The organism is Paracoccus sp. R86501 (genome assembly GCF_042466435.1).
GTDB lineage: Bacteria > Pseudomonadota > Alphaproteobacteria > Rhodobacterales > Rhodobacteraceae > Paracoccus.
In genome coordinates this window covers 766,460-784,656 of record NZ_JAXHPZ010000001.1, presented here as the reverse complement: position 1 = coordinate 784,656, position 18,197 = coordinate 766,460, and the positions used below count along the sequence as shown (strand labels likewise).

16 protein-coding genes and 1 pseudogene are annotated in these 18,197 nt (G+C 64.5%); 4 read left to right on the top strand and 13 right to left on the bottom strand.

The annotated features are described in order from the left end of the window. The first annotated feature begins 28 nt into the window (after positions 1–28). Complete coding sequence (locus SJY40_RS03905) at positions 29–835, top strand: DUF4394 domain-containing protein (RefSeq protein ID WP_378942983.1); 807 nt, start codon at positions 29–31, stop codon at positions 833–835. A 65-nt stretch (positions 836–900) separates the two neighbouring features. Here SJY40_RS03905 and SJY40_RS03900 read toward each other — a convergent pair whose 3' ends face one another. Genes SJY40_RS03900 through SJY40_RS03890 form a run of 3 tightly spaced genes read right to left on the bottom strand, consistent with a single transcriptional unit; the run spans position 901 to position 4,273 of the window. After that, positions 901–2,283 carry an FAD-binding oxidoreductase gene (locus SJY40_RS03900; RefSeq protein ID WP_378942981.1) on the bottom strand — a complete coding sequence of 461 codons (1,383 nt, stop codon included), beginning with the start codon at positions 2,281–2,283 and terminating at the stop codon, positions 901–903. Further along, positions 2,276–3,229: an ornithine cyclodeaminase family protein gene (locus SJY40_RS03895; protein ID WP_378942979.1), complete on the bottom strand. Its 954-nt coding sequence runs from the start codon at positions 3,227–3,229 to the stop codon at positions 2,276–2,278. Before SJY40_RS03895 ends, SJY40_RS03900 begins: the two co-directional genes overlap by 8 nt. Positions 3,230–3,250: 21 nt before the next feature. Beyond that, positions 3,251–4,273: a histone deacetylase family protein gene (locus SJY40_RS03890; RefSeq protein WP_378942977.1), complete on the bottom strand. Its 1,023-nt coding sequence runs from the start codon at positions 4,271–4,273 to the stop codon at positions 3,251–3,253. Positions 4,274–4,502: 229 nt separating this feature from the next. Here SJY40_RS03890 and SJY40_RS03885 point away from each other — a divergent pair, with 229 nt between their 5' ends. After that, the gene (locus tag SJY40_RS03885; RefSeq protein WP_378942974.1) at positions 4,503–5,753 is read left to right on the top strand and encodes a cation:proton antiporter; all 1,251 of its coding nucleotides are present in this window, start codon (positions 4,503–4,505) and stop codon (positions 5,751–5,753) included. Between the two features lie 21 nt (positions 5,754–5,774). On the opposite strand, the gene SJY40_RS03880 is transcribed toward SJY40_RS03885, so the two are convergent. The 10 genes and pseudogenes from SJY40_RS03880 to SJY40_RS03835 all read right to left on the bottom strand — a co-directional run bounded on the left by SJY40_RS03880 (position 5,775) and on the right by SJY40_RS03835 (position 15,531). Further along, complete coding sequence (locus SJY40_RS03880; RefSeq protein WP_378942972.1) at positions 5,775–6,503, bottom strand: SDR family oxidoreductase; 729 nt, start codon at positions 6,501–6,503, stop codon at positions 5,775–5,777. Positions 6,504–6,548: 45 nt separating this feature from the next. Next, positions 6,549–7,274 carry an SDR family oxidoreductase gene (locus SJY40_RS03875; RefSeq protein WP_378942967.1) on the bottom strand — a complete coding sequence of 242 codons (726 nt, stop codon included), beginning with the start codon at positions 7,272–7,274 and terminating at the stop codon, positions 6,549–6,551. Positions 7,275–7,282: 8 nt separating this feature from the next. Then, on the bottom strand, positions 7,283–8,881 hold the full coding sequence (locus tag SJY40_RS03870) for an FGGY-family carbohydrate kinase (protein ID WP_378942964.1): 1,599 nt from the start codon (positions 8,879–8,881) through the stop codon (positions 7,283–7,285). Position 8,882: 1 nt separating this feature from the next. Further along, positions 8,883–9,854 (bottom strand): ABC transporter permease, encoded by a 972-nt coding sequence (locus SJY40_RS03865; protein ID WP_378942962.1) that lies wholly within the window; start codon positions 9,852–9,854, stop codon positions 8,883–8,885. Beyond that, on the bottom strand, positions 9,844–11,346 hold the full coding sequence (locus SJY40_RS03860; RefSeq protein ID WP_378942960.1) for a sugar ABC transporter ATP-binding protein: 1,503 nt from the start codon (positions 11,344–11,346) through the stop codon (positions 9,844–9,846). Before SJY40_RS03860 ends, SJY40_RS03865 begins: the two co-directional genes overlap by 11 nt. 60 nt (positions 11,347–11,406) lie before the next feature. Then, complete coding sequence (locus tag SJY40_RS03855) at positions 11,407–11,967, bottom strand: substrate-binding domain-containing protein (RefSeq protein ID WP_378942957.1); 561 nt, start codon at positions 11,965–11,967, stop codon at positions 11,407–11,409. 52 nt (positions 11,968–12,019) lie between these two features. After that, a pseudogene (locus SJY40_RS03850) lies at positions 12,020–12,190 on the bottom strand (substrate-binding domain-containing protein); the annotation flags it as partial. 228 nt (positions 12,191–12,418) lie between these two features. Beyond that, positions 12,419–13,303, bottom strand: a complete 885-nt coding sequence (locus tag SJY40_RS03845; RefSeq protein WP_378942955.1) for a helix-turn-helix domain-containing protein — start codon at positions 13,301–13,303, stop codon at positions 12,419–12,421. A 466-nt stretch (positions 13,304–13,769) separates the two neighbouring features. Next, positions 13,770–14,735: an MBL fold metallo-hydrolase gene (locus tag SJY40_RS03840; RefSeq protein ID WP_378942952.1), complete on the bottom strand. Its 966-nt coding sequence runs from the start codon at positions 14,733–14,735 to the stop codon at positions 13,770–13,772. A 349-nt stretch (positions 14,736–15,084) separates the two neighbouring features. After that, positions 15,085–15,531 carry a MarR family winged helix-turn-helix transcriptional regulator gene (locus SJY40_RS03835; protein WP_378942950.1) on the bottom strand — a complete coding sequence of 149 codons (447 nt, stop codon included), beginning with the start codon at positions 15,529–15,531 and terminating at the stop codon, positions 15,085–15,087. A gap of 78 nt (positions 15,532–15,609) precedes the next feature. On the opposite strand from SJY40_RS03835, the gene hmgA reads away from it, so the two are divergent. Together hmgA and fahA are read left to right on the top strand one after the other, a co-directional pair. After that, the gene (gene hmgA / locus SJY40_RS03830; RefSeq protein ID WP_378942948.1) at positions 15,610–16,956 is read left to right on the top strand and encodes a homogentisate 1,2-dioxygenase; all 1,347 of its coding nucleotides are present in this window, start codon (positions 15,610–15,612) and stop codon (positions 16,954–16,956) included. Beyond that, positions 16,956–18,197 (top strand): fumarylacetoacetase, encoded by a 1,242-nt coding sequence (gene fahA, locus SJY40_RS03825; protein WP_378942946.1) that lies wholly within the window; start codon positions 16,956–16,958, stop codon positions 18,195–18,197. The genes hmgA and fahA overlap by 1 nt, the downstream gene beginning before the upstream one ends.

Below are 18,197 nucleotides of genomic sequence, written 5' to 3'. Positions count from 1 at the left end.
CCACTGCCCCCGACCAAGGAGCCACCCGATGATGAACAAATTCACCGCGCTGACCGTTGCAGGCATGATCTTTGGAACCGCCGGTGTCGCCCTGGCCGACGACCATGCCATGACCGCCATCGGCCTGTCGGGCGACAAGATGCTGCACAAGATCGACGCGACCTCGGCCACCGTGACCGAGTCGATGGAGGTCACCGGCGTCGACCGCCTGCTGGGCATCGACCTGCGCCCGTCGAACGGAACGCTGATCGGCGTCAGCGACAAGTTCGAGATCGTCGAGATCGACCCCGCCACCGGTGCCGCGACCGTGGTTTCGACCATGGACACCCCGCTTGAGATCGCGGACGGCGCGCCGGTCATCGTCGACTTCAACCCGATGGCCGACAAGCTGCGCTTCATGTCGGGCACGACCAACCACCGCGTCGACATCGAAAGCGGCGCCGTGACCGTCGATGGCTCGCTGGCCTTCGAAGAGGCCGACATGCATTCGGGTGAAGAACCCGCCATCGTCGCCGCCGCCTATATCAACTCCTTCGGCAAGCCCGAGGCGACCGCGATGTATGACATCGACAGCACAATCGTCGCGCTGATCCAGCAGACCTCGCCCAACGACGGGACGCTGGCCGCCATCGGCAAGCTGGGGATCGACGGTGCCGACAGCTATGCCTTCGACATCGCCACCGACGCCGAGGGCACGAATACCGCATGGCTGGCCGCGGGTGGTCAACTGCACACGGTCTCTCTGGAAGACGGTTCGGTTCAGGACAGCTGGGAGATCAAGGATGCCGGTGATGCGGTCCTGCGCGACATTACCTTCATGACCGCCGGGATGTAATTTCCCGCAGGCAATCAAGGGGCCGGGGCGTGTCGTCGCCCCGGCCCTTTCGCATGTCTGGCGCCTCAGGTCCGCGCTTGCAGCACCTTGCCGGGGTTCATGATGCCGTTTGGGTCCAGCATCTGCTTGACCTGCCACATCAGCGACAGAACCTCGGGCGATTTCGCAGCGACCAGCCTTGCGCGCTTTTGCAGCCCGATCCCGTGTTCGGCCGAAAACGACGCCCCCGGCGTTGCCGCCAGCGTGGCATAGAACAGATCGTCGATCGGGCCGCGGTCGCGCTTGGCCTCGGGGGTCAGGCCGACGCAGACATGCAGGTTGCAATCCCCCAGATGGCCGAAGACATAGGAATGGATGTCGGGCATCTGCGCGGCGCGGGCGTCGTCCCAACGGCGCAGGAAATCATCGATCAGGCTGGCCTCGATGCTGACGTCGAAGGACAGCATCGCCCCCAAGGGACGCGCGATCAGGTCGGTATCCTCGCGGATGGCCCAGATGGCGGCGCGCTCGGCCTCGGATTTGGCGATGACACCGTCCTGCACCAGATCATCCTCTGCGGCGGCTTCAAAGATCGACAGCAGCAGGGCCTCGGCGGCCTCGGGGGTGGGGCCGGTCACCTCGACGATCAGATGCATGCCGGACCCCGGCGGCAAGGGTTCGCGGCCCGCGCAGAGATGACTGGTCGTCAGGCGATAAAAGTCGGGCCACATCGCCTCGAACGACAGCAGGTGGCCCGCGGCGATCACCTGCGCCTTGGCCAGCACCGCCTGCGCCGCCGCTATGTCCCTGCAAGCCAGCAGCGCCGAGGCGCTGGCCCCCGGACGCGGATAGAGCCGCAGCACCGCCGCCGTCACGACGCCCAGGGTGCCCTCGGCCCCGATGAACATCTGTTTCAGGTCATAGCCGGTGTTGTCCTTGGGCAGGGTGTTCATATCTTCGATGATGCGTCCATCGGCCAAGACCGCCGTCAGCCCCAGTACGTTGTCGCGCGTCATGCCGTATCGGATGACCCGCACCCCGCCCGCATTAGTGCCAATGGCACCACCAAGCGTGGCGCTGTCGCGCGAGGGGATGTCGATGCCCGTCGTCAGCCCGTGCTCGGCCGCGGCACGGTCCAGATCGGCGATGGTGGCACCGGCCTCGGCCACGATGATGCGCTGCAGCGGGTCGATGCGCAGGATGCGGTTCATCCGCTCCAACGACAGGGCCAGCTGATCGCCGGTGGTGGCGGTGGCATCGGTCAGCCCCGTCAATCCGCCCTGCATCACGATCGGCGTGCCCGTCCGGTTCGCCCGTTCGCAAATGGCCGCGACCGTCGCCGTGTCGCGTGGTCGCAGCAGCAGGCCCGCATTGCGGCTGGCATCGCAATAGCCAGGGTCCAGATCGCGCAGACGCTCGGGGGCCGTGATGACGTCGGGCGGGCAGATATCGTCGAAGAGATCACGCATCGGGGGCGTCCTTCCATGCGGTTATGATGGCGCGGGCGATCATCAGGTCCAGATGGGCGCCTCCGCCGTTCTTAAAAAGCGTGATGTCCTCGGGCGACATGCGACCGCTGCGACCCGCCGCGAGGTCGTGGAAATCGCCCAGCACGTCGTCGCGCGTGATGACCCCCGCCGCCAACGGGATCTTCAATTCCCCGATGTGGTCCAAGGTCGTGTCGCGGCTATCCACGAAAATGCGGGCGCGACGCAGCAGGGCATCGTCGGCCTCGCGCATGTCGGCGCGGAAGGCTCCGACCAGATCGACATGCGTGCCGGGCCGGACCCATTCGCCGCGCAGCACGGGTTCGCGCGCCATGGTCGCGCTGGCGACGATATCGGCCTGCCCCACGGCCTGCGCCAGATCGGAGGCCGCAACGGCGGGGATACCGTCGGCCGCCAGCGTATCGGCCAAGGTCTGCGCGGTGGGTGCGGTGCGGTTCCAGATCCGGATGCATTCCAGATCCGGGAAGATTGCGTGATAGACCCGCGCCAGCGATCCCGCCACCTGCCCTGCGCCGATGATGACCATCTGACGGCTGTCGGGCCGCGCAAGGTGCCGTGCGCCCAAACCCGAATCCGCCGCCGTCTTCCAATAGGTGACCAGCGCGCTGTCGATCAGCGCCACGGGCGTGCCGGTGACATCGTCGAACAGCACCATCACCCCCTGGACCGAGGGCAGACCCCGCGCCCCATTGCCCTGCATCACCGTCACGGTCTTCAGCCCGATGCCCATGCCGTCGATCCATGCCGCGCGGTTCAGCAGCGTATCGCCGTCGCGCGCCAGAAACAGATCGCCGATGCGCGCCGGGGCAAGGTGGTGGCCGTCTGCGATGGCTTGGACCATCGTCGGCCAATCCAGATGCGCGTCGACGTCGCTGGCGCGAAGATAAGGCAGGTTTTCCGCGGGCATGGGTTTCCTTTCGGCAGTGGCTCAGACCGTGAATGCGCCCAGATAGCTGGCAAGGTTGTCGCCAAGCGCCGATTGCATATAGCCGCCTTCCTGCACGTTCAGAACCGGCAGGTCCACCGCCCTGATCGCCTGCGCGATGGTCGCGAAATCGGCGGTCGTCAACGTCATGCCGCAGAAGGGATCGCCCTCATGCGCATCAAGACCAAGCGCCACGACGATGACGGTCGCCCCGAAATCACTGATCCGGGCCAACGCCTTTTCCAGCGCGGGCATGTACTCAGCCATGCCCGACCCGCGCGCCAAGGGCAGGTTCAGGTTGCAGCCCGCCCCCGCACCCGCGCCGGTTTCCCCCGCAGCGCCTGCGTAAAAGGGATAGAACTGCAGCGGATCGACATGCAGCGAGACGGTCAGCACATCCGCCCGGTCGTAAAAGATCGCCTGCGTGCCGTTGCCGTGATGCACGTCGATGTCCAGCACCGCCGGACGATGCCCCGCGGCGCGCAGGTATTCGGCGGCGATGGCGGTGTTGTTCAGGAAACAGAACCCGCCCGCGATTTCGCGATAGGCATGATGCCCCGAGGGACGCGACAGGGCATAGCTGGCACGCGCGCCGTCCAGAATTTCATCCGCCGCCGACAGCGCCGTCTGCGCCGACCAATGGATCGCGTCCCAGCTGTGCGGGCCGACGGGGCAGGATGTATCGGCGTTGTGAAAGCCGATCTGCGCCTCGGTGCCCGGGCTGTAATGCCGCTGCGGGTCAAGGCAGAAGCGGGTCGGGACCACCTCGGACAGGTCGGGATATTCCGCCAGCCGACGCTGATGAATGGAGGCCAGATAATCCAGATAGCGCGGGCTATGCACCGCCGCCAGCGGAGCCAGCCCATGATCGGTCGGCGCGTGACGCGTCAACCCGGCCCGCGTCGCGCCCGCAATCAGCAGGTCCACCCGTTCGGGGCGGTCGGGGTTCTGGGTGATTTCGCCATTCAGCAGCCGGAACTGCGGGTCATGGGCGCGCTGCCGGTCGTCGTGAAAGAATTTCATCATGGTGTTTTGATGTCCCCCGGCGTCAGGATCTAATTTCTGTCGGGCACAGTTTGCACGACCTGCACCTCGGGCGTCCATCGTGAACCGCCATTCCCGTGTCATGCCTGCCGCCACCCCGCGATAAATCTTCGATGCGCGACTGAACCCTTCCCCCGCGGGATACCTTCGGTCAGAACCAGACCCATTCGGACCACAGGGCCCGGCACGTCAATTCGCGAAGGATATGCGCATGTCTCCTCTTCAGATCGCTTCGGTCATCCTTGTGCTTGCGGCGGCCTCGGGCAGCTTCAACTATTTCTTCTTCCGGCTGCCGCCATCGATCGGCATTCTGGTGACGGCGCTTCTGGGATCGATCGCCATCCTTGGCATCGACCTGTACCTGCCGCAGCTGCAACTGGTCGGACAGGTCCGCGACCTGGTCGAATCCATGCAGTTCTCGGGGTCGCTGCTGGACGGGATGCTGGGGCTGCTGCTGTTTGCGGGGGCGCTGCATGTATCCGTCTCCGACCTGAAGAAAGAGGCGCTGCCCGTCCTGCTGATGGCCACGCTTGGCATTGCCATATCGACCTCGATCGTGGGCTTCGGGTTTTCGTGGATCACGGGAATGCCCATCCTAATCGCGCTGGTCTTCGGGGCGCTGATATCACCGACCGACCCGGTGGCCGTGCTGGGTATCCTTCAGGACGCCAAGATCCGCAAAAGTCTGGAAACCAAGATCGCGGGGGAATCCCTCTTCAACGACGGCGTCGGCTATGTGGTCTTTCTGCTGCTGGTCGGGCTGGCCTTTCCCTCCGCCGACAGTCACGGGGCCGAGGGCTTCGATCTGGGCAATGCCGTGGCGCTTTTCGCGCAGGAGGCCATCGGCGGCGCGGTTCTGGGTGCGGTGCTGGGCTGGTCGGTCTTCCAGCTGATGCGCCGCATCAACGACTATCCGCTGGAGGTGATGCTGACACTGGCCTTGGCGCTTGGCGGGTATGAACTGGCGCTTGGGCTGCATGTCTCGGCCCCGATCATGGCGGTCATCGCGGGTCTGATGATCGGCAACGTCGGTCGCCGCGACGCCATGTCCGAGGAAACGCGCACCTATGTCAACGGCTTCTGGCGCCTGATCGACGAAATTCTGAACGCCGCGCTGTTCCTGATGATCGGGATGGAGATCTTTCAGCTGACCGTCACCCGCGACATGGCGGTCACCCTGCCCGCGGCCATCGCGCTGGCGCTGGTGGCGCGCCTGATGTCGGTGGCCCTGCCGATCCTGATCCTGCGCCCGATCCGCCATGAGGCGCGCGACGTGGTACCGCTGATGACATGGGGCGGGCTGAAGGGCGGCATTTCGGTCGCCTTGGCACTGTCGCTGCCCGACAGCGACTGGAAGGCGCCGATCCTGGCGGCGACCTATGCGGTGGTGGTCTTCTCGATCCTGGTGCAGGGGCTGACCCTGGGCCGTCTGGCGCGCTGGCTGGGCCGCCGTCTGGATTAACGACGGCGGCCCAAGGCCCGTTCAGATATCAAAGGCACTGGGCAGGATGATGATGTCGCGGATGGTGACATTGCGCGGACGCGACATCATGAAGATCAGCGCATCGGCGACTTCGGCAGGTTCGATCAGCCCGCCCGCATCCTTGGCGCGCTGCAGGCGGTCGGGTTCCCAATCCGACAGCAGCGCGGAGATCACCGGCCCGGGCGACACCTGCCCCACGCGGATGCCATGCTTCAGCAGCTGGCGACGCATCGTCTGGACAAAGCAGTTGATCGCCCATTTGGAGGCCGCATAGACCGGCTCGACGTCCACCGCCGTATAGCCGGCGACCGAACATGTGACGAAGATGTCGCCGGTTCCACGCTTGATCATATGCGGTGCCACGGCCTGCACGTTCTTCATCACGGCGTTGACGTTCAGGGTCAGCATCCGGTCGATGGCCCCGGGGTTGGTATCGCCCAGATCACCACCGATATAGCTGCCGGCGTTGCACAGCATGATGTCCAGATGGCCGACCTTATCAAGGATTTCAGGCACCATCGCGTTGCAGCTGTCGCTGTCCAGCAGATCGGTCACCTGCGCAATGGCCTTGGGGCCCAGTTCGGCCACCAGTTCGGCCAGCGCGTCCCTGTTGCGGTCCACCATCACCACGCTGGCGCCCGCTTTCAGCAGCGCGCGCGTCGTGGCCAGCCCGATCCCCGAAGCCGCACCCGTGATCGCGGCGATCTTGCCGTTCAGTTCTTCCGACATCTCTATCTCCTTTTTGATAGGTCTTTGTTCGATATGTCCTGCGGATCAGACGGCCAGAAAGCCGCCGTCCACGGGCAGCATCGCGCCGGTGATCATGGACGCGTCATCCGACAGCATCAGCGCGATGGCGCGGGCGACGTCTTCGGCCTGTGCAAAGCGTCCGCTTGGGTGGCGTGCCATCATCGGGCCGCTTTTGTCGGGATCGCTCCAGGCGGCAGCGGCCAGTTCGGTCATGGTGACGGTGGGGGCCAGGGCTGCCACGCGGATGCCATGGGGACCCAACTCGCGGGCCATGACGCGGGTCGCCCCCTCCAGCCCCGCCTTCGAGGCCGCATAGCACAAGTGATCGGCAAACCCGCGATGCCCGGCGATGCTGGTGACGTTCACGATGGCCCCGCCCTTGCCCTCGGCCACGCGGCGGCGGGCGAATTCCTGCGCGCAGATCAGCGCGCTGCGTAGGTTGATGTCCATCACGGTGTCATAGCCCGCGTCGGACATCTGCAGCAGGCTTTCCAGCACATTGGTGCCGGCGCAATTGACCAGATAATCGCAGGACCCGGCCTGTGCCATGGCGTCCCGCGCGGCCTTGGGGTCCGACAGGTCGGCGGCGATGCCGCGCCCGCCGGTCAGGGCGCAAAGGCTGTCCAGATCGGCCTGCGTGCGGCTGATGGCCACGACATGCGCGCCGCGTTCGGCCATGGTCAGCGCAGTGGCGCGACCGATGCCCTTGCCCGCGCCGGTGATGATGACGGATCTGTCCTGGAATTGCATGGGGGGCCTCATGGGGTCGGGGGCGTGTCGGCGCGGATCTGCCGCGCGACCGCCTGAAGTTGCAGGAATGCGCGATAGCGGCTGTCATGCAGGCGGCGGACGTCGTCCCCTGCGGGCTGACAACTGCCCTGCACGCGGGTCATCGCAGACATGGCGGCGGGGATGTCGGCATGCGCACCGGCAGCCACCGCGCCAAGGATGGCCGAACCCAGCAACACCGGCTCCGGACAGGCGGTGACATCCACCGGCAGGCCGGTCGCATCGGCCAGCAGCTGCCGGATCAACGGATGGCGTCCCGCGCCGCCGCTGATGGCAATACGCGACACGCCCGCGCCATGTTCGGCCTGGGTGTCGATGATCTGGCGCAGGCCATAGCCCAGTCCGCAGATCCCCGCGACGTAAAGCGCCACCAGCGAGGGGACATCGACCTCCATCCCCTGCCCCATGACGACGGCGCGGGCATGGGGATCGGCAAAGGGCGCGCGGTTGCCAAGAAATTCAGGCACGACATGCAGATGGCGCGCCTGCATCACGGCATCACCCGCCGCGCCCGCCTGATCGGCCAGCCATTCGGGCAGCAATTTTCCGGCATCCTGCGCGGCGCGTGTCGCCTGCGCATGGGCCGGGTGCAGGGTCACAAGATGGTCGATGGCGGCGCCCGCGACGGATTGGCCGCCCTCGTTCAGCCAGGCACCGGGCACCATGGCCGAGAAATAGGGCCCCCAGACCCCCGGCACGAAGGCCGGTTCCCGCGTCGTCGTCATCGTGCAGGACGACGTGCCGAAGACATAGCCAAGCGATGCGGTCGGATCGCCCGCGCCGACCGTGCCGATCCCGCCCGCATGGGCATCGATCAGACCGGCCGCGACCGCGATCCCGGCGGGCAGACCCATCGCCCGCGCGGCGTCGGGCGACAGGCCGCTGCCAAGGGCGGTCCCTGCCTCGACCACCTGCGTGCCGATGCGGGCAAAGCCTTCGTCGGCCAGTTCGCCCAGGCCGATGGCGCGGAAGTAATCGCCGTCCCACCGCCCCTCATGCGCCAGATAGGTCCATTTGCAGGTCACCGTGCAGACCGACCGCGCGGTGCTGCCCGTGGCCTTCCATGTCAGGAAATCCGTCAGGTCGAAGAAATGGCGCGCGGCGGCAAAGACTTGCGGGCGGTTTTCCCGCAGCCATAGCAGCTTCGGCGTCTCCATTTCGGGCGAGATGCGGCCGCCGACATATTTCAGCACCTCATGATTGCCGGCGTTGATGCGGGCGGCCTGATCGACGGCGCGGTGATCCATCCAGACGATGATGTCGCGTTCGGGGTGTTCGGGGTCGCCGACGGGCAAGGGTTCGTCGCCCTGCACCACCAGCGAACAGGTGGCGTCAAAGCCGATCCCCGCGACGCTGGCCGGATCGATGCCCGCCCGCGCAACGGCCTGCTGGGTGGCCTGGCAGACCGCATCCCAGACCTGTGCACTGGATTGCTCCGCGATATCCCCCGATGGGCGGTGCATCTGCACCGTGCGGCTGGCGTGGGCCAGCAGGCTGCCCGCCGCGTCGAAGACCCCTGCCCGCGCCGATCCGGTGCCCACGTCGATGCCGATGAAATGCGTGGTCATGTCAGCGCCACTCCCGCCCGATATAGATGGCAAGCAGGATGATCAGGCCCTTGATGACGTCCTGCATATAGGGGTTGATCCCCATCAGGTTCAGCCCGTTGTTCAGCACGCCCAGTAGGATCGCCCCGATCAGCGTCCCAAGGATCAACCCGCGTCCGCCCGCAATGGCCGTGCCACCCAGAACGACGGCGGCGATTGCGTCCAGTTCAAAACCGACACCGGCGTTTGGCTGGCCGCTCATCAAACGGCCAGTCAGGACGATGGCGGCCAGCGAGGCCGTCAGTCCGGAAATGGCAAAGACCGCCAGCTTGACGCGGCCCGTGCGGACACCCGACAGGCGGGCCGCGGTTTCATTGCCGCCGATGGCATAGACGTGGCGACCGAAGGGCGTGCGCTGCAGCAGCACCCATGCCAACGCATAGATGACCAGCATGATGATGACCGGCACCGGAACGACGCCGATGCGCCCGATGCCGAACCATGACACCCATGAGGGCAAACCGCTGATGGGATAGCCGCCCGAATAGATCAGCCCCAGCCCACGGGCGATGCCCATCATCGCCAGCGTGACGATGATTGCGGGCATCCGCCCCCATGCGACCAGCGCGCCATTGACCAGCCCCAGCCCCAGCCCGACCAGCAGCGCCGCGATCAGCCCCACCCCTCCGGGCAGGCCCATGTTGACCATCAGACCTGCGGCAATGGTGCCCGCCAGCGCCATGACCGCGCCCACCGACAGATCGATGCCGCCGGTCAGGATGACGAAGGTCATGCCCACGGCCAGGATGCCCACGACCGAAACCTGCCGCAGCACGTTCAGGATATTGGCCAGCGTAAAGAAGTTGTCGCTGGCAAAGCCCATCAGGGTGGATACGACGATCAGGCCCACCAAGGGCAGTGCCAGCGGGGAATGCAGCAGCCATTCAAGGGCCTTGCCCCTGCGTGACGTGGCGATTTCGGCGTCATGCGACATGGTCGACCTTTCCGGTTGTGGCATGGGTCATGATCCGCTCCGAGGTGATGGCGTCCCCTTCGACGGTCGCGACAATCCCGCCCTGGCGGAAGACGCAGACGCGGTCGGACATGCCGATCACCTCGGGCAGTTCGGATGAGATCATGATGATGGCATAGCCTTGCGCGGTGAAATCGCGCATCAGTTGATAGATTTCGGCCTTGGCACCGACATCGATGCCGCGGGTGGGTTCGTCGAAGATCAGAACGCGCATGTTGTGGTTCAGCCAGCGGGCGATCACCACCTTCTGCTGGTTGCCGCCCGACAGCGTGTCAACGCGTGCATGCGGCCCCTGCGCCTTGACGCGGACCTGCTGCATCGCGGTGCGGGTGCAATCACGTTCCTTGCGGAAGTCGATGAACCAATGGCCCTGCGCGTATTTCCCGTAATTGTTCAGCGAGATGTTCTGCAGGATCGAGAATTCGGTGATCAGCCCCTGTTCCTTGCGGCTTTCGGGCAGAAGGCCGATGCCTTGCGCCAGACCGTCGGCGGCGTCGCGCAAGCGCGTCGGCACCCCGTCGATGGCCAGCCGGCAACTGGCCGCGCCATGTTCGCCCAGCATCGACAGCACGGTTTCTGTGCGCCCCGATCCGACCAGCCCGGCAAAGCCCAGAATTTCGCCCGCGCGCAGATCGAAGGTGCTGACGGGACCGCCACGGCGCAGCTGCAGGTGGCTGACCTGCAGAACGGTGGCGGCATCCGGGTCGGGGGTGGGCTTGGGCGGAAAGCTGTTTTCGATGCGGCGGCCGACCATCATCTCGACCAGACTGTCGGTATCGACCTGCGCGACATCGCAGTCACCGACGTATTCGCCATCGCGCAGGACGGTGATGCGGTCGCAGATCTCGAAGATCTCATCCAGGTGGTGCGAGATGAAGACCACGGCCACCCCCGCCGCCCGCAGTTCACGCATCACCTTGAACAGATGTGCGGTTTCCGACGGGGTCAGTGTGGCGGTGGGTTCGTCCAGCACCAGAATGCGGGCGTTCAGCGACAGCGCCTTGGCGATTTCCACGAATTGCTGTTCGGCCACCGACAGACGCGCGATGGGGATGTCCAGCGGGATGTCAACCTCCAGCCGCTTCAGGATCTGACGGGCGCGGTCGCGCATGGCGCGACGGTCCAGCAGGCCCATCCCGCCGCGGATCTCTCGTGCCAGAAACATGTTCTCGACGGCGGTCAGATAGGGGATCAGGCTGAATTCCTGAAAGACGATGCCGATGCCCGCCTGAATGGCATCGTCATAGGTGGGAAAGCTGCGTTCCTGCCCGTCGATCAGGATCGTGCCGCTGCTGGGCTGGATAATGCCGCTGACGATCTTCATCAGCGTCGATTTCCCGGCCCCGTTTTCGCCCAGCAGGGCGTGAACCTCGCCCGCGCGGACGTGCAGATCGACGCCGTGCAGGACCTCGATCCGACCAAAGCTTTTGCGTATTCCGCGCAGTTCCAGCATGACGTCTCCGGTGGTTGGGACCGCGCCCGGAATGGGGCGCGGTCGGTTGCAAGGGTTGACCTACCAGCTGAAGTCGGCGGCGTTTTCGGCATCGACCGTGCGCACGTCGATCGGCACTTCGGTGGGAACCACGCGGGCACCCCAGTGCTGCGCCAGCGCCATGCCCAGCCCCACGCGGATCTGGTCGCGGGGGAATTGCGCCGTCGTCTGGATGAAGGCGGTGCCGTCGGCGATGGCCTTGACCGCTTCGGGGGCACCATCGACCGAAGTCAGCTTGATGTCGCGCCCCGACCCCTGGATCGCGGCCAGCGCACCCATCGCGCCGCCATCGTTGACCGAAAAGATACCGGCCAGATCGGCATGCGACTGGATCATGTTTTCGACCACGCCCAAGGCGACCGATCGGTCCTGACGGCCATTCTGGGTATCGACCAGCGTGATGCCCTCATGTTCGTCCAGCGCTGCCTTGCAGCCCTCGACCCGTTCCAGGATCGGAACGACGGGAATGCCGTCCAGAATGGCGACCTCGCCCTGCCCGCCAAGCGCTTCGGCCAGATAGCTGCAGGACTGATAGCCGGCGTCGCGGTTCTTGGATCCGACAAATGTGTTGAACCGGACCATTGGCATTGGCATCGACCGCGACCACGATCACGCCCTGGTCCTTGGCCATGCGCACGGCCAATTCCACGCCCGCGCTGTCCGTCGGGTTCAGCAGCAGGATGTCGATGCCCTGCTGCAGCATGTCCTCGACGTCCGAGATCTGCTTGGCGACGTCATGACCCGCATCGGTCACCACGACCTCGGCGCCGATGTCGGCGGCAGCTTCGTTTAGCGTTTCTTGCATGCTGACGAAATAGGGGTTGTTCATTTCCTGAAAGGTCATGCCGATCTTCAACGGCGCGTCCTGCGCCGACGCCGCATGGGCGCCCGCGATGGCCAGTGCCGCGATCGAGGCGGTCTTCAGCAGATGTTTCATGTCTTCCTCCCGTTGGTTAGGTTTTTGACAGATCTTCCCCGTTCGCTGCGGACGCTAGGGCCGGCGGCGGTCGGGTGGACTGCGGATGGATTCCCGTCAGCCGGCCATGCGGACCGTCTGGTTGGCCGCGAAGGTCGCCCGAAACTCCGAGGGCGACATCTTCTTCAGCTTCAGGAAATGGCGGTTGAAGTTGGACAGGTTGGAAAACCCGACCTCGTAACAGATGTCGGCGATACGGGCCTGCGGGTCCGACAACAGCATGTGGCAGGCCAGATCGATCCGCATCTGGTTGCGGTACCGCACCAGCGTCGTGCCGGTATGGGTCTTGAACGACCGCGAAAACCCGCTGAGCGTCTGCCCCGTCAGATTGGCCAGCGTGGATTCGCTGACCTGCTCCAACAGGTTTTCCCGCAGATGGGCGATAGCGCGGTTCATGTCGGAATCCTCGGCGCGTTCGACGTCCAGAACAAAGCTGAGGCTGGCCAGCGTCTGCGTGCCCTGCGCCTGCGCCAACAGATCAAGGATCTGGAAGAACAGCCCCAGGCGACGCACACCGCGCGCCCTGATCAGGTCGTGCATCAGCGGTCCGACCGCGCGACTGGTCTGGTCGTCGAACAGGATGCCCCGGCGGCTGCGGTCCAGCAGATGGCGGACGGTCTCCATTTCCGGAAAGGCATCGCGGGCGTTTTCGACAAAGCTCTCCGGGAACTGGATGACGGCGGTGCGGCACGGAATGATATCGCCGGGCGTGATGTCGCTGATCCAGTTCTGCGGCAGGTTGGGGCCGGTCATGATCAGTTGGCCGGGGCCGAAGTTGCCAAAGTGATCGCCGATATAGAACTTCCCATGCGTGGCGACGACCAGATGGATTTCATATTCGGGATGATAGTGCCAGCGCACCGTGCGAAACGGATAGCCGTGCTTCCACGCGGCAAATGATTCACCCTTGCGGATGTGCACAAGCTCCAGATCGGGCTGCATCTTTCCTCCCCTTCCGCGCCAGCACGGCCCGCCTTGACGGTACCGCCTCCTCTGTGACGCTTGGGATATTGGTATCATGCAACGCCTGTTCGCATCCACGAGCAGGTCACATTTTTTCCGATACTTTTTTGCAGTATTGATCAGAAGATTGGGTGAGGTATGTCAGCAATTGCTGCATTGCAGCATGCAGTTGCCCTTATCTTCATCATGCCTAGACTGCGATGCCCATACTTTTCGGCGCATCCAAGCGTGTTTCGTATCAGTGGCATGGGCGTTCGATGGTCAGCCATGAAACAACAAATCACCGTCCAAAGGGCGAATGGCAGTAAGGTTCGAATAAAATTCGTCGGAGTCAGATGTTTGATCCCACAATCTGACGGTGCAGTCATTTCTTGGGAACCGAAGGATGCATCATGGGTCAGGTTTGCCCCGTCCAGATGATACGACTGGACAGGGCATCCGGATTTTACTCCTTGGTCTCTTCTTCCAGCCGGTCGGTCGCGCCATCGCGCAGACTGTCCAGCTGATCTTTCAACCCTTGCTGATCAACCAACGGGTTCGGGTCCCCCGGTTGCCGGTCCTTCAGCTTCAGGTGCTTTTCATAGAGGTTGTTCGAGAAGCCATGCGTGGACAGGTGGACCTTCACCTCTTCCCCGGCGTCCTCGACTTTCTGTTCCACCTTGTCGACGCTGTCGATATAGGCCTCGACCTGCGACGGCCCGTCGATGGCATTCAGGCCAAGCCCGCCGATGGTGATGGCGCGATAGGTCTGGTCGCCGTCCTTGACGTCATACAGATAGGAGGCCGTGCCCCAGGTATGGCCGGGGGTTTCCATGACGGTGAAGGTCTCGTCGCCCAACGTGATGTCATCGCCGTCTTCCACGACCATATCGGGTTCGATCATGTCGAAGGCGTTCGGACCCTTGTCGGTTTCGGCGGCCCCTTCGGCGGCTTCATCCCAACCGGCCTGCGTCATCACGAAACGCGCATTCGGCAACAAGGGCTTCAGTTGTGCGGCACCGCCGACGTGGTCAAAGTGGCCATGCGTCATCAGGACGTATTTGATATCGTCCAGATTGACACCCATCGCCTTGATGTTGTCGATCAGGGTGTCGGTGAACTGGCCATAAAGCGTGTCGATCAACACCACGCCATCGCTGGTATGGACCAGCCAGGCCGAGACCCAGCAGATGCCCACGTAATCGACGTTGTCAAAAGCCTTCCAAGGCTCGATCGCCTGCTGTTCGGGGTTGTTCAACCATTGGCCCAGATCCTTCGGCATCTTGCCGGTCTTGCCGAATTCCGTGAAGCGCTGCGCGATACGGGCCGAACTGCAGCCGTCCAGGGGTTGGGTCGACTGCGCCCCGGCGGCCGTTCCAGCCAAGGCCAACGCCGCAGTGGCGATCTTTCCAAACGTCGATGGTTTGATCATGCTGTTTCTCCGTTCCGTTCAATCGGGACCAGCTTGCCGGGTTCCATCAGATCGGCAGGGTCCAGCGCCGCCTTCGCGCCGCATGATCGAAAGCGGCTTGGCACCATTCAGGTTCCCCATCTTGCGCCATCCGGCCTGCGCGATCCTGTGATCGGCGCTATAACTGCCGCCATATCGGGCTTGCTCTGGCGATGACATAAGGTGATGGCAGCAGAAGTTTTTCGATGCTTTCGACAGGCCCGCCGGTGTGTCCTTTGCCGAACATCCGAGAGGTTGGCCATGGCACAGGCCGTTTGACCCGCCCACTGCGATAAGGCCATCAACACATGGCGCCATCCGGGTGATGCGATCATGGCGACGGCAGATCGCAACCCAGCTTGCGCAGGCAGGTCAGCAACACCGCGTGTTCATCCGGCGTCAGCCGCGCTGCCAGCGCCCGATCATAGTCCAGCGCGATTGCCGCCAGATCCGCGTAGGCCGCCTGCCCCGCCCGTGTCAGACATATCCGCGCACGGCGGCGGTCGTCTTGATCGGTATCGCGCGTCACGAAACGCTTGGCCTGCAGTGCCGCCACAGCACGGCTGATCTTGGTCTTGTGGACCCGCGCCATGGTCCCGATCTGCGTCGCATCCATCGGCCCGAACTGTCCCAGATGCGCCAGCACCCGCCATTCGGTGCGCAGCATCCCATAGCGGTCCTTGTAGATGCGGCCAAAGGCCTGTCCCACATCCTCGGCGGCGTGGTTCAGCAGATAGGGCAGGAAATCCTGCAGCTGGAACGGGGTGGGATCGGTCATGGCAGCCTGCAAAAAGATCATTGTTGGTTACAAATACAACCATTACCCCAATAAGGAACCCGACAACAGGAGATCGCCATGACATCGCAGGACTCCATCCGGAACGCGCTGGCCGGATCGCCCCCCGAATACATGCCGGGCTTCGGCAATGACTTCGAGACCGAGGCCCTGCCCGGCGCCCTGCCCCAAGGCATGAACAGCCCGCAGAAGGTCGCCTACGGCCTTTACGGTGAACAGCTGTCGGGCACCGCCTTCACCGCGCCGGGGCATCAGAACGAACGGACGTGGTGCTATCGCATCCGCCCCTCGGTCCGGCATCAGGGGCGGTTCTCGCGCATTGCGCTGCCTTTGTGGAAATCCGCGCCGCATGTGATCAAGGATGTCACCAGCCTTGGCCAATACCGGTGGGACCCGGTGCCCCATTCCGACGAACCGCTGACATGGCTGACGGGCATGCGCACCATGACCACGGCGGGCGATGTGAACACGCAGACCGGCATGGCGTCCCATGTCTATCTGGTGACGCAATCGATGTGGGACGCCTATTTCTATTCCGCCGATGGCGAACTGCTGGTCGTCCCGCAGGAAGGCCGCCTGCGCTTCGCCACCGAGTTGGGCGTGTTGGAGATCGGCCCGCAGGAGATCGCCATCATCCCGCGCGGCCTCGTCTATCGGGTCGAGGTTCTGGAAGGCCCCGCCCGCGGCTTCGTCTGCGAGAATTATGGCCAGAAATTCACCCTGCCCGGACGCGGCCCCATCGGCGCCAACTGCATGGCCAACCGCCGCGATTTCAAGACCCCCGTCGCGGCCTATGAGGACCGCGAGGTCCCATCCACCCTGACCGTCAAATGGTGCGGCCAGTTCCACCAATGCGACATCGCCCAAAGCCCGCTGGACGTAGTGGCGTGGCACGGGAACTATGCGCCGGTGAAATACGACCTGCGGACCTATTGCCCGGTCGGCGCGATCCTGTTCGACCACCCCGACCCCTCGATCTATACCGTTCTGACCGCCCCGAGCGGTATCGAGGGCACCGCGAACATCGACTTCGTCCTGTTCCGCGACCGCTGGAATGTGGCCGAAAACACCTTCCGCCCGCCCTGGTACCACAAGAACGTCATGTCCGAGCTGATGGGCAACATCCACGGTCAGTATGATGCCAAGCCCAAGGGCTTCGTCCCCGGCGGGATCAGCCTGCACAACTGCATGCTGCCCCACGGCCCCGACCGCGCCGCCTTCGAGGCCGCCTCGAACGCCGATCTGGCCCCCCAGAAGCTGGAGAACACCATGTCCTTCATGTTCGAAACCCGCTTCCCCCAGCACCTGACGGAATTCGCCGCCCATAGCGCCCCCCTGCAGGACGATTATGTCGAATGCTGGTACGGGCTGGACAGGAAGTTCGACGGCACCCCGGGGGTCAAGTGATGGGGCTGATGCCAAGCTGGGTCGCCAGCGCCAATCGCACGGACACGGATTTCCCGCTGAACAACCTGCCCTATGGCGTATTCTCGACAGGCGGGGCACCGCGATGCGGGGTGGCCATCGGCGACATGATCCTTGATGTCACTGCGGCGGAGACCGCCGGCCTGACGGGCACGCGGGGATTGTGTCAGAATGGCGTTTGGAACCCGCTGATGGCGGCAGGACCGACGGTCTGGGCCAACTTCCGGCAGCGCCTGATCGAACTGCTGGCCGAAGGATCGGACCATGTTGCGGCACTGACGCCGATGCTGCACCGCGCCACGGATGCGGTGATGCACCTGCCCCTGACCGTGGCCGAGTTCACGGATTTCTATGCCAGCCGCCAGCACGCCACCAATGTCGGCACGATGTTTCGCGGGGCGGAAAACGCGCTGCCGCCAAACTGGCTGCATATCCCCATTGGCTATAACGGGCGGGCCTCAACCGTGGTGGTGTCGGGGACGCCGATCCATCGCCCGAACGGGCAGACCCGTGCCAAGGATGCCGCCATGCCCGCCTTCGGCCCCAGCACGCGTCTTGATATCGAGCTGGAGATCGGCACCATCGTCGGCACCCCGTCGAAGATGGGCCAGCCCGTGACGACGGATCAGGCGCGACGGATGATCTTTGGCCATGTGCTGCTGAACGACTGGTCGGCGCGCGACATCCAGGCCTGGGAATACCAGCCGCTCGGGCCTTTTCAGGCCAAGGCCTTCGCCACCTCGATCAGCCCGTGGATCGTGACGACGGCGGCGCTGGCACCCTTTGCCACGCCCACCCCGCCGCGCGACCACGACCTGCTGCCCTATCTGGCCGAGGATGCGCCGGGCCTGTTCGACATCGACCTGTCGGTGGCGCTGTCAACAGGTGGCGCGGCGCAGACCATCAGCCGCACCAACATGCGGCACCTCTATTATTCACCGGCGCAGCAGCTGGCGCATCACGCTTCATCGGGATGCGCGATGCGGACGGGCGATCTGCTGGGGTCGGGGACGATCTCGGGCGATGGTGATGACAGCATGGGGTCACTGCTGGAGCTGACATGGGGCGGCGAACGCCCGTTGCGATTGGCCGACGGCCAGACGCGCAGCTTTTTGCAGGATCATGACGTGATCACGCTGGCCGGAAATGCGCAGGGCGATGGCTATCGCGTGGGCTTCGGCAGCTGCACGGGACAGATCCTGCCCGCGCCGGTCTTTCCCTGA